Annotated in this window: 8 protein-coding genes; 4 read left to right on the top strand and 4 right to left on the bottom strand. The window is 61.3% G+C overall.

The genetic code is table 11. The features are described 5' to 3' along the window. Positions 1–29: 29 nt before the first annotated feature. From HNR03_RS14085 to HNR03_RS14075, 3 genes are all read right to left on the bottom strand, one after another. Entirely contained in the window at positions 30–1,061 is a 1,032-nt protein-coding gene (locus HNR03_RS14085; RefSeq protein ID WP_259154187.1) for an SCO family protein, read from the bottom strand. Next, positions 1,058–3,865: a multicopper oxidase domain-containing protein gene (locus HNR03_RS14080; RefSeq protein ID WP_259154186.1), complete on the bottom strand. Its 2,808-nt coding sequence runs from the start codon at positions 3,863–3,865 to the stop codon at positions 1,058–1,060. The genes HNR03_RS14085 and HNR03_RS14080 overlap by 4 nt, the downstream gene beginning before the upstream one ends. Positions 3,866–4,051: 186 nt before the next feature. Next, the gene (locus HNR03_RS14075) at positions 4,052–5,500 is read right to left on the bottom strand and encodes an ATP-binding protein (protein ID WP_259154185.1); all 1,449 of its coding nucleotides are present in this window, start codon (positions 5,498–5,500) and stop codon (positions 4,052–4,054) included. Positions 5,501–5,789: 289 nt separating this feature from the next. Here HNR03_RS14075 and HNR03_RS14070 point away from each other — a divergent pair, with 289 nt between their 5' ends. The 4 genes from HNR03_RS14070 to HNR03_RS14055 are packed head-to-tail and all read left to right on the top strand — an operon-like array spanning position 5,790 to position 11,412. Further along, positions 5,790–7,136 carry a hypothetical protein gene (locus HNR03_RS14070; RefSeq protein WP_259154184.1) on the top strand — a complete coding sequence of 449 codons (1,347 nt, stop codon included), beginning with the start codon at positions 5,790–5,792 and terminating at the stop codon, positions 7,134–7,136. Between the two features lie 35 nt (positions 7,137–7,171). Next, complete coding sequence (locus HNR03_RS14065; RefSeq protein ID WP_259154182.1) at positions 7,172–9,415, top strand: cadherin-like domain-containing protein; 2,244 nt, start codon at positions 7,172–7,174, stop codon at positions 9,413–9,415. 59 nt (positions 9,416–9,474) lie between these two features. Further along, a complete protein-coding gene (locus tag HNR03_RS14060) occupies positions 9,475–9,936 on the top strand; it encodes a curlin (RefSeq protein WP_208667726.1) in 462 nt (153 codons plus the stop codon). 27 nt (positions 9,937–9,963) lie between these two features. Continuing rightward, positions 9,964–11,412: a curlin gene (locus tag HNR03_RS14055; protein WP_259154180.1), complete on the top strand. Its 1,449-nt coding sequence runs from the start codon at positions 9,964–9,966 to the stop codon at positions 11,410–11,412. A gap of 83 nt (positions 11,413–11,495) precedes the next feature. Here HNR03_RS14055 and HNR03_RS14050 read toward each other — a convergent pair whose 3' ends face one another. Beyond that, positions 11,496–11,855, bottom strand: coding sequence for a DUF6124 family protein (locus HNR03_RS14050; RefSeq protein ID WP_259154179.1), 360 nt, complete (start codon positions 11,853–11,855; stop codon positions 11,496–11,498). Between the last annotated feature and the right edge of the window lie 781 nt (positions 11,856–12,636).

The raw sequence follows: 12,636 nt of genomic DNA, 5'->3' as shown, positions 1-12,636 counted from the left end.
TGGACGGCTTCACTGATAGTATTTCGCCGCTATTGCGCCTGCGCCGCTTCCATCGGTTTCTGGCGCTCGGTTTCTTCCTGTAAAAACCCCATGATTGACTGCGCAGCGTTCTCATCCAGACGCAGGTTGGGCATCGGGATTTTGTCGAAACGTTCAAACAACTCCACCGCAATCGGGTCTTTTTCCGCCAGCATCTTGTCTGGCTCACGAATCCAGCGGCTGAGCCAGGCCGGATCGCGTTGGCGCGTCACGCCGATCAGGTCAGGGCCGATGCTGCGCATGCCGATCCCCTGCCCGTCCATCGGGCCCAGGCTGTGGCACGACGCGCAGCGGGTACGGAACAGTTCTTCGCCATTACTCGGCGGGCGGATTTCAGGCGCGTTGGCGTAACTTTCTTCAACGCTGGCTTTCTTCCAGTTCTGCAACGTATTGGCCAACTGGTCCGCGAGGATCCACGGGTTCTCGAAAGGCGAAGCTTTCATCCAGCGGCCGGTGCTCTGGTTGCCGACGATCAGACTCAGGTTGTGGTCCTTGTTGCGTCCGTTGTCGACGCCTTCGATGAACAGCCCGAGTTTTTTGCGCAGGTCCGTGACGTCGGCAAATTCACCCGTCAGAAACTTCCAGCCGGGTCCGACCTTGAAGCGTTGTGCGTAAGCCTTGAGCACCTCGGGCGTGTCGCTGAGGGGATCAATGCTGATGGAATAGAAAAAGATGTCCTGGCCGACCCGGTCCCCCAGCAACTTTTGCACCTGACGCAGGCGCGCGGTTTCCAGCGGGCAAGAGTCGCTGCACGAAGTGAAAATGAAATTGATCACCACCACTTTGTCCTTGATCAGGTCATCGAAGAAATGCACCTGCTGACCGTCCTGATCGGTCAGCAGGGTGTTGGGGAAATAGTCGCCGCCCCAGGGTGTCGCCGACTCCGTCGGCGACAAGGCTCCTTCATGGGCTGTGAGCCCCTGACTGGCCAGCAGGCAGGTGATCAGCAGCAACATCAGGTGCATGCCCAGGGCGCGGGAGCGCGGCGTGTGCACAATCCTGTCGACGCGCTCCCGGTTCATGGCTTGACCACCACTTTAGGGCCCAGGCCATCGCCAGTGCGGAAGGTTGGCAACGCGGCGGAGTTCACGTAGCGCACGCCATCCCAGCTCGGCAACGGTGTCGGCATCAACTGGAATTGCCCGGGTTTCTCAATGTCCCAGCGCAGCAGCATCGAGTTGTCCTCATGCTGAGTGTTGTGACAGTGCTCCATGTAGGTCCCGGCGAATTCGCGGAAGTTGATCGCCATCTCGACGTTGTCCAGGCCATCCTTTTCCGAGCCGATGCGATACACATCCTTACGTGCCCATTTTTCCCATTCCGGTGGCGCCTTGCCGCCGCGACTGAGAATGATCCCCTCCTCGAAGTGCACATGCACCGGATGGCTCCAGCCACTGCCGCCGAGCCTGATGTTCCACACCTCCAGGGTGCCGAACCCTGATGCTCCGGCATCGGTCGGACCGCTCGCCAAGTGGGTCGCCGCGTTCAAGCGCCGTGGGTCCATGTGGAAACCGAAGCCGCCATCGGTCTTGACTGTCCACGGCGCCTCATCGGTGCCGTCGGAACGGCCGAAGGTGAAGGTGCGGTGACGAGCGTTGGCCAGCAGTGCCTTGTCGGCGGGATTGTCGCGATGGATCTTCAGCGGAATCATCACCAGGCCTTCGGCTTTACCCGGTTTGGCCGGTTCGTACGCCGCAGGGTCCATGGCCAGGTCCTGACCGGTGTAGGCCTTGACGTTGAGCTGCAAGACCTTGCCCACGCCCGGATCGCCCCTGTCCCACTGCGGACCTTTGCTGCCTTGCTTGATCACCGCCAGGTATTTTTCCGACAGCACATCACCCAACGGGATCGGTTCTTTCGGGCCTTTGCCATCGTCGTGGGCCAGCAGGTTGACCACGAACAGTTTGTCGCCTGGCTTGATGCCGTTTTTCGCGAAGTTGACGATGATGTCGAAGCGCTCGGCGATGCCCTGGGTTGGCAGGATCGCGTTGTGGTTCTGTTTATCGCCGTCGGCGTCGAGGTCCATGCTGCCGTCGAATGGCACGCTGTGTTCCATGATGTTGCCGTCGTTGGCAATCATGTGGAACGGCACGCGGCTATAGGAAACGCCGGAGTTTTTCGGCCCCTGGAACTCGCCGCTGGTGCCCTTGACCTCACGCACGATCGCGAACTTGAAGTAACGCGACACCGAACCATTGAGGATGCGGAACCGATAGCTGCGGGCGCGCACGTCCAGGGTCGGTTTCCATTGCCAGTTGACCAGCACCTGGTCACCGAGGAAGCCGTCGGTGTTGAACGGGTTGAACCACAACTGGCCGTTCTGATCCCAGGCCTTGTCGGCGAACACCAGGTTGACGTCGTAGTCGCGGTTACCCCACGGCAAGGCGCTGCCGCTGGGGAAACGCAGGTTGACGCCGTCGTTCACCGATTCGTTGCCACGGTCCAGGGCGCTGTAGTAGTTCATCATCGCCGCGTTGCCCTTGTAGACGTTCTGCGCGGTGAAATCGAGCATGTGGTCGTGGAACCAGTGGGTGCTCATGGTTTCGCGCCAGTCGCCACGGATCTTGATCGTGCCGTGATCGCAGGTCTTGCGGCTGGGGCTCACGTCGTTGGTCCACAGGGTTTCGCCCGGTGCGCAAGGGAACGCCGCGCGTGGATCGTGAGCGTCGGTGTTGATGCTGTCGTAACCGGCCAGCTGGATCGGCCAGCGATAGTCGTAATACTGCCCCGGGAAGAAAAACGCGTTGGCATAGCCATCGCTTTCCGCCGGTGCGTGGCCGTTGTGTTCATGGGTGGTGATGGTGTGCAGACCAAAGCCCATGTTGGCCGACGGGTCGATCGGCAAGCCGTTGTAGTGACGCATCAGGACCGGCTGACCGTACCGCACCATGAGCAGTTTGGGCGGCAAGGTGCCGTCGAAGGTCCAGACCGAGTTGTGGTTCTGCACCGGCATGTTCGGGTGGAAACGCGCATCGACGCCCTTGGCGGTGCCATCCGTTGCCGGTACGCCCGCCACGTTGTGATAGAGGCCACCGGGGCCGAATTCGCCCACGGCATAACCGTGCATCTGATGGCTGTCACGCCAACCGCTGTTGAGCCTCGCCCCGGTTTGCACGGTTTTGTAGGCCACTTGCGGGTAGAACTCGTTCCAGCGCTGGTGCGACCAGCCTTTTCCTGGTGGACGACCTTCCGCCGAAGAGCCGATACGGCGGTTGAGGAACACCTCGATCTGCGCTTGCCACGGGTTGCGGTCCACCACGTTCGAATACTGGCTGGGGAACGGAGTCAGCCCCGGTTGCCGCAAGAACGCATCCAGCGCTGCGCTCGGTGGCGCACTGCGCGCCGCATTGTTGGGGTCTTGTTGGGGCAATGGGCCCACGGCTGCCGGTGGAAAACCCAATGGCGCGGCCGGGGTGGTGGGGTCGAGTTTTTCCGGGCCGAATTCTTCGAACAGCACCAGTTGCTGAGTGAACGGCTGGGCACCGAACAACGGGCTCGGCTTGCCATTGGTGGGGTAATTGAAACTGGTCTGCACCGCCGGCGGCAGGACGTTTTCCTTGCGAGTTTCGTCCCGGGTGCCTTTGACGCCATTGGGCAAATCGAAGGAATCTAAATTGGCCTCCGGCATGGTCAATATGGCGTTCAGGGCGGCCGGTTCGTCAGCCGGTTCGTCGTAGTAGGCCGAGGGGTCGGAAGGCTCTGGCTGTCGCTCGTCATCGATGGGGCTGGCGCGCAGTGTCGCTGTGCCCAGCGTCATTGTCAGTAGAACGCTCAAGGGCGTCATCAGGCCAAACCATTTGAAGGGGTACCGCGCTTTTCTGTCCATCACCAGCCGCCTCGAAGTCATGAAGGGGGTAGTGGTGGTTCTGCAAGGAGCTCGCCAAATTTGTAACAGGTTTATACGAAAGTGTTAACACTCGATAAAACAATGGCTTATCAACATCAATGTGCCATGACCGGGAAAAACGACTGGGGCCAGACACCCGCTAACGGGGAAAGTTCATACCCAGTTTCAGGGAATGCGCTTGAACGACAGACGGACCCGAGTGCCCTCGCCTTCACGGCTATCAAGTTTCACCGCGCCCCCGAAACGCTCCATGATCCGCTTCACCAGGACCAGCCCGACACCCAGCCCGCCTTGCTTGGTGGTGAAGAAAGGGCGGAACGCCATGCTGCGCTGTTCTTCGTTCATGCCTTTGCCGGTGTCGCTCACCACCACGCCAATTCCCTTGGCATCGGTCGGTTCCAGCGTGATGGTCAGCGTACCGCCCCTGTCCATCGCTTCCAATGCGTTGGCCAGCAGGCTGTTGAGGATCTGCGTGAGCTGCACCTGCTGGCTCAGCACCATCGGTGTTTCCTTCGGTTCGAACACTACGTAGACCCCGGCTTTGGCAATCTGCTGCTCGAAAGCCATGAGGCTGTCATGCAAAGCCGCCACCAGATTCACCGGTTCGGGTTCATCATTAAGGGGTCGCAAGGACTGCAGCAATTCACGAACCCACTTCGACATGCGATCCACCTGACCGATGATGTCGTTGATGTTCTTGTGGGCCGGACCACTGTCGAACTCCAGGGCCAGCTCGGCGCTGGAGCGAATGGTCGCCAACGGGTTGCGCAGGCTATGGGCGACCGCCGATGACATCTCCCCCAGGGCCACGAAGGTTTCGTTGGTGATCAATTGTTTTTGTTGGGTCGCCAGCAGGATCGCCGCCCGCAGCACGATCCAGTACAGCCCTGAATAAATCAGTCCACCCCCCAGTGCCGTGGCCAGCCAGATCAGCGCAAGCCCTCGCTCCATGCGATCGATCAAGTCTTTGGGCTCCTTATAGATCTCGACCATCGCCGTGACGTTTTCGTTGTCGGCATCGAACAGCGGTATGTAGTTTTCAATAAAGATGTAATCCGGGGGCGTTACGAACTTCTGCTCCATGCGCCCCTTGTCGACGTTGTGGTAACTGGCGGACACCGGCATCCTGGAAGCGAACGCCTGGTCGAGGTCTTCATCGGCATGGATCGTGGTGCCCATCAGTTCCGGATTGGTGGACCAGATCACCATGCGGTCAGGCGCATAAATGTTGGCCAGGATCACGTCCGGCAAGTGCTCGACATGATCGAGGAATTCGCCACGGGCGCTGGCTCGGGCCATGGGATCGACGTCGGTATAGTCCTTGTCTTTGCGCGGGTCCAGCAACTCGCCCATGGTCCGCACGTTGGGGATGGCAACGTGGCGCACCTCGGCCGAGGCAATCGCCTGGATGAACTGCGAGGTCAGCAACGCATCGCGCTGCACGCTCTCGGTGATCACGAAACGGGTGGACACCGCCCCCAGCGCCACGGCCACCGTACCGATTACGGCCATGCTGATCAGCGAGAACCAGCGCAGCAGATTGAACGGCTGCTTGCGCGAGCTCAGGCGGATATCGGCCTCTTCTTGCTGAAGGGGTCTGGTCTGGATATTCATGGACGTTGTTCCCCGAAACTCCCTATAGGTTTATAGCCCACTGGACGGTATCTGCCCGACTTTGGGTTTTGCCCCCCCACCAATTCCCCGCCTGCCCGTTGCCCCCATCTACCCCCAATATTGGGGACAGTCGCCCGCTCGCGCGCTTTGCACGATCGCGCCGATTGCACGCCGTACGCCTTCATTGCGGGCCTCTGCCGCTGGTTTTGAAAGATTGGTATGGAAGTTGCCGAAGCCCTCCCGACTGACCCATCCCCACGGGGCAGGTACTCTGATAGAGGGAATACTCATGCACCCTTTACTGTCCAAAACGGCGGCCGCCCTGGTCGTCAGTGCGCTTGCCCAAGGTGTTACCCAGGCAGCGCTGTTTGCGGTCGATCCCGGCCCCTATCAACCCACCATCGGCTCTTTTGCCGGCTGGTATCAGGACACCCATGGTCGAACCCTCGACCTGTGTTTGTCCAAGGCGGTCAGTTCGCGCGTGCCAAGTGCTCCTGGCGCCCCGACGTACATGTGCACCCTGCTGCCGACGCCCGGCGTATTCGACGACACCAAACCATTAGTCTTTCCCACCAACTTCCCGGACGAGGCCTTCTGGTTCACTGCTGACGGCGCCATCGTCGACGCGGCCAGGGGCATCAACCTGACCTACGTCAGCGGTGTCGAAGCCGCCTTCAGCGGTGGCGAACCGGTGGACGGTGATCAGATCAGCTTTGCCCGGATTCGCCTGCGCGTCGATGTTCCCACCGCCGGCACTTACGTCATCACCCACCCTTACGGCGTCGAAGTGTTCAACGTCGACACCCCTGGGCGGCGGGCGATCAACATGACTCGCGACATCGGTATCGGCTCGCCGAAAACCTACGACGGCGCCCTCAAAGGGGATGTCGGACCGTTCCTGCGCAGCGTCAAAGGCCCTTACACCGAGACCAATCCGGTGACCGGTGCCGCCGAGCAATTCATCGGCGATCCGAACCTCTCGGAAGCCGTGACCGGCAGCCCGTTCAACACCAACTTCATCCGCATCGAAGGCCCCAACGGGATAGACCTGACCACCACGGTATTCGCCGTCTCCGGCAAGTTGTCCACGGTCGTGCGGCCGACACCGATGATCACCCAGCGCAGCACCTATTCGCGCAAGGCCGGCGACAGTGCGCCAGTGGCCCAGCAAGACGTGTTCGTCCTGGCGCCGCCGCCTCCAGGCACCGTCGCCCTGACCAGCAACAACCCGGCGCTGAACCTGACAGAACTCAACGGCACCGGCAGCTGGTACGCCCAGTCGTCGACGAACCCTAGCTTGCCAACCACCTTGCAACTGACCGCGGACAACCACATCGCCATCCCCACCAGCACACCCACCACCCTGTCGACGCCGTTATCGGATCTGGTGGTGATCCAGCGCGCCGAGTACAGCCTGAACTCCGGGCAACTCACGATCGAGGCCTCCACCAGCGATGAAACCTCGCCACCGGTACTCACCGCGACGTCCGGCAGCGGTGCCGCCATCGGCGCCCTCAGTGGCGACGGCGCCCTGAAAACCCTGGCGACCGGCATCTCGCCCATTCCACCGGCCAAGGTTCGCGTGACGTCCTCCAATGGCGGCACCGATACCGAAGAAGTGGTCATCCTGCCATGAACGCTCACATGCCCAGATCCTCATCAGGAGGCATCATGAACAACTGGCCACGCCTGGCGCTCAACGCCCTGGGACTGACTCTCTCGCTGTCCGGCAACGCTTTTGCGCAACTCGCTGCCGTCGACCCCGGTCCTTACACCTTTGCCACCGGGAAATTCCCGATGTGGTATCAGGACAACAATCTGCTGTCGCTGGAACTGTGCCAGTCACGCGCCACGAGTACGCGGGTGCCGGCCGCCACGCCACCGGCCTACATGTGCACCCTGCTGCCGACCCCGGGCATTTTCGATGACACCCTGCCGATGGTGTTCCCGGACAACTGGCCAGACGAAGGCTTCTGGTTCCTGGCCGACGCCACCATTCCCAACAACGCCGCTGGCTACGGGATGGACGCCTACGTGGCCGGGGTCGAAGCAGCATTCGCCTCGGGCACCCCTGTCGATGGCGACCAGCAAAGCTTCGCGCGGATTCGCATCCGGGTGAACGTGCCCACCGCCGGGACTTACACCATTACCCACCCGTACGGCGTGGAAACGGTCAACGTCACCACCCCGGGCCGTCGTGCGATCAACATCACCAAAGACGTCGGCATCGGTGCACCAGGCAATTTCACCGGAGCGCTCAACGGCGCCATCGGGCCATTCCTGCGCAGCGTCAACGGCCCTTACACCGAAGTGAACCCGGACACCGGGTCGGTAGAGACCTTCATCGGTGACCCGAACCTCACCGAAGCAGTCACCGGCAGCCCCAACAACACCAACTTCGTGCGCATCCAGGGGCCGGCGGGGACCATCCAGACCAACCTCTTCACCGTGTCCGGCAAAGTCCTCGACAACCGTGCACAGACCCATGTGGAGGTCAACCGCGCCACTTACCGCCGCACCTCCTCGGGCACTGGCAGCAGCACCCGGGTCGAAGTCTTCGGCAATGCCGACAACAGCTCGAGCCTGTGCTTTCGCGAAAGCCTCGCACTGGTCCCCGGCCCACCGCCTACGCCCTGCCAGACCAGCATGGTCGGTGACAACAACGGCTTGTTCTTCGGCAATCACCTGATCACCGGCCCTGTGCCTTCGGTCGTGGTGGTGACCGCCACCAACCCGGCCGGCACCACCCGGCCGACGGCGGTGTCGAGCAAACTCACCGACGTGGTGAAAATCCAGACTGCTCGCTACAACTGGAGCAATCACAGCCTGCTGATCGAGGCCACCTCCACGGACGAAGTGGCGGTGCCGGACATGGTTGCGCAAGGATACGGACGCCTGTCGAAATCCGGCACCCTGCAAAAAATCACTGTTTCCGACCTGACCCAGCCACCGGCCACCGTCACCGTCAAATCCGCTGCCGGCGGCAGTGATACCGAGCCAGTCGTGGTCGTCGGAACGGCACCGGACACCGGCGAAAACCAGGCGCCGCTCTCTGTCGCAGACTCCGGCAGCACCAGCTTCGGCGTGCCAATCACCCTCAACCTGCTGGCCAACGACAGTGACCCCGACGGCAACACGCCATTAACCATCACCGCCCTGACCCAACCGGCTGCCGGCCAAGGCACCGTGGCATTGAGCGGCACGACTGCGGTGGTCTATACCCCGCCCGCCGCGGTCAATGCGCCGCTGACAACCACCTTCACCTACAAGGCTCAAGACGCCAAAGGCCTGGCCTCGACCACACCGGCAACCGTGACCATCACCGTGGCGCCTAACCGGCCACCGGTGGCTGTCAACGACGCCGCCGCGACCCTAGGCGTGGCGATTCCGATCAACGTGCTGGCCAACGACACCGATCCGGAAGGCAACGTGCCGCTGGGCGTCGCCAGCCTGACTCAACCGGCAGCAGGTCGCGGCACCGTCAGCACTGACGGCACGGTGATCACCTATACGCCACCGGCCACGGTCACCACGGCCTTCACCACGACCTTCACCTACATCGCCCGGGACAGCTTCGGCGCCCTGTCGACACCGGCGACGGTCACGGTGCAAGTCTCGCCAAGGCCTGCTGCGGAAACCTTCACCGTGACCACCGCCACTGTGTCGGCCCGCTCCAACAACCGCTTCACCTGGGACTTTGCGGGCACCTCATCGGTGACCACCGGCAACACCATCACCGTGCAGGTCAGCACCCCGACCGGACTGGCGACCCTGGGCACCACCACCGTGCCGGTGACCGGACGCTGGCGGTTGACGGTAAACAACACCACCACGGTGATCCCGTCGGCCAACCCGACAGCGACCATTAGCTCGTCCCAAGGCACCGTGCGCACCGTGACGGTCACTGCCAACTGAGCCCTCGCCCCACCCGCCGATCTGGTGGGTGGGGCTGGCCTCTTTCCAAGGACAACGCCATGAAAACGTCGACCGCCGCCCTGCTCTGCCTGCTTCTGCTTTGCAGCAGTGCCGGCGTGCGCGCCGACGATTTGATGGACAACGACGACCTGGCACCCGCCGCCGATCTGGGCGAGTTGCCGCCACCGGTGGGTCAGCACGCGCTGATCGACCAGAACGGCCAGGCCAACGTGGCGCTGTTGCAGCAGAACGGTCAGTCGCTGCTCGGCACCATCGTCCAGTCGGGCAGCAATCAGGAAGCCTACATCCTGCAACAAGGTAGCGACCTGATGGCCATGATCACCCAGCAAGGCAGTGGCAACGCCGCCTCAATCACACAAAACGGCAGCCACAACCGCGCGCAGATTTCGCAGAACGGCAATAACAACGACGCCAGCATCGACCAGGCCGGTACGGGGCTTTCAAGCGCCGTGACGCAGTCAGGGAACGGCATGAGCGTTTCGGTCAAACAATATCGCTAAAGCACTGCACCACTTGGAGGATCCATCATGTTCAAACTGACGCCCCTCACCGCCGCCATACTGGTCATTGTCAGCGCCCAGGCAATGGCCGACGACAGCGTGTCCAACCAGTCCCAGGTCGGAAACGCCAACATCGCCGACGTGAAACAGACAGCGGCCCCGTACAGTACCGCCACGCAACAACAACTCGGCCAGGGCAACGATGCCGCAGCGTTACAAGACACCGCCACCGGCACCATCACCCAGGGTCAAATCGGCGACTACAATGCCGGCTACGCCGAGCAACTGTTCGAAGACGGCAGCACCATCACCCAACAACAGGCCGGCAGCTACAACACCAGCCATGCCAGCCAGTCGATTGGCATGGGTGGAAACGAGGCGCTGCAACAACAGCAAGGCAGCGGCAACTTCTCGTTCGTCTATCAGGACAGCCAGGAAGCCACCAAAGGCCAGACCTTCCAGTTCGGTGACAACAACGAAGCCAACATCGAACAGATTCAACTGGGCGTCGGCAACAATGCGATGATCATCCAGTACGGCACCGCCAACTACGCCACCGCCGAACAGATCGCCCACATGGGCGGCCAGATCAACCTCAACCAGGCCGGTGGAGGCAACTACGCCTATGGCGACCAGCGCGACGGCAACGGCGGCACGATTACCGTTAACCAGTTCGGCGACTACAACGCCACGGAAGTCTGGCAAGGCGCACAAACCGCCAGCCAAGCCACCGTCAACCAGTACGGGCACACCAACGAAACCGTGGTCGACCAGAGCTTCGGCCAGAACAACAACGCCCAGGTCCTGCAAGTCGGCGACGTCAACGCCATCTACGCCGACCAGTTCGACTCCGTCGGCTCGGTCCTCGCGCTCTACCAGCAAGGCACCGGCAACGTCCACTTCACCTACCAGAGCGGCGACAGCCACGTGCTCAACGCCACCTCCGTCGGCAGCGAAAACAAGGTCTACGCCAGTAACTGGAAAGGCCCGCAACTGGGCGGCCAATTCGGCAGCAACCAACGCGCAACCGTCACCCAGGCCGGCTACGGCAACGTCGCCAGCTTCAAACAAGACGGCGTCGGCCACATCATGACCACCAACCAGACCGGCAGCGGCAACAAAACCACGGTCAGCCAGGCGGACAACTACAACGAGCTGTACTTTGACCAGAACGGCAGCGACAACATCCTCATCGCCGACCAGCGCGGCACCACCAACCTGGCCCAGGGCACCAGCAACGGCTCAGGCAACACCACCGAGTTCGACCAGTCGGGCAGCGGCAACCAGGCGTACACCACACAGCTGTATGGCAGCGACAACATGATCACCGTCAAACAGGCTGACACCATGAACGTGGCCTACGTCACCCAGGGAGGCACGGGGAACATTGCCAGTGTCGATCAGAGCGGCACGACCCAGATGGCGACGATTCAACAGCTGGGTAGCGACAACCGGGCGACGGTGTTGCAACAGTAATCGCAAGGCGTAAAAAAACCGCGATCCGTGAAGGGGTCGCGGTTTTTTTGTGCCCCACGCGAGGGAACGATCAGTGGTGGGGTTTATGCCTGTGGATCAACCCTGTCCAGCGCCCGGCTCACTGCCAGCTCAGCTAGCATGATGACCTGCTGAATACCCAGCATCGTGTTGCGATGCGGCCATTCCAACATCCCGGCGAAGTCGCTGGCCATGACACTGGCCGAAGCCAGGGATTCACAAGCGTTGGCCAACAGGGTTTCGGTGTCGATGTCCGGGGCGACCAGGTAAATGGTGCTGGGTTTGCGTGGCGGGATCGCGGCTTTCAGTGGGTTGAGATAGTGATCCAGCGCGCGGTCGGCGGCTTCGTTGAGTTTTTTCGGATCGAGGGGATCGTAGGGGGAAACGTCGTCGGGTTCAGGGGGATTGGGGGTGGATTTGAACATGGTGAATCTCCTTTGGAAAATGGCGCCACCAGCACCTGTCGCTAAACAAGTAAGGGTGGCGGCTGCATGCAGGTTAGCGAACCGGTCAAAGGCACCCGGTAGACCCGAAGGTCTCCCGCATACAGCCACCATAACATCATTGCAAACGTCAAAAGTCTGCAAAAAAGTCTGGAGCACTGATGCACTTTGGATAGCCCGGGTCGCTAAACCCGGTCGCTGATATCAGCGACCCGGAAACGATAAAGACCAGGCCCAAAGCGCACAAGCCGGCGGATTCTGGCGCAGTCGTAGGCAACGGCGCAAGGATCTGTGGCTTTCAGGAAGTAACGTTAAACACTATTAAACAGCACCCTCGAATCAGCACACCTTCCCTGTGGGAGCGAGCCTGCTCGCGATAGCGGAGTATCAGCCACCATCAATGCTGAATGACACACCGCCATCGCGAGCAAGCTCGCTCCCACAGTTGGATTGGGTACATCTGGGAGAGATTGGTCGGCTGGCAGGCCGTCATCGCTGGCAGGCCAGCTCCCACAGGGGAATGGGTACATCTGGGAGAGATTGGTTGGCTGTCAGGCCGTCATCGCTGGCAGGCCAGCTCCCACAATTGAATTTTGTACAGCTGCGAGAGATTGGTTGGCTGGCGGGCCGCTATCGCTGGCAGGCCAGCTCCCACAGGGGAATGGGTGCATCTGGGAGAGATTGGTTGGCTGTCAGGCCGTCATCGCTGGCAGGCCAGCTCCCACAATTGAATTTTGTACAGCTGCGAGAGATTGGTTGGCTG

Origin of the sequence: Pseudomonas sp. JAI111 (genome assembly GCF_024809425.1) — a bacterium.
Taxonomy (GTDB): Bacteria; Pseudomonadota; Gammaproteobacteria; order Pseudomonadales; family Pseudomonadaceae; genus Aquipseudomonas.
The sequence above is the reverse complement of the archived record's forward strand: the minus strand, read 5'-3'. Positions and strand labels throughout refer to the sequence as shown.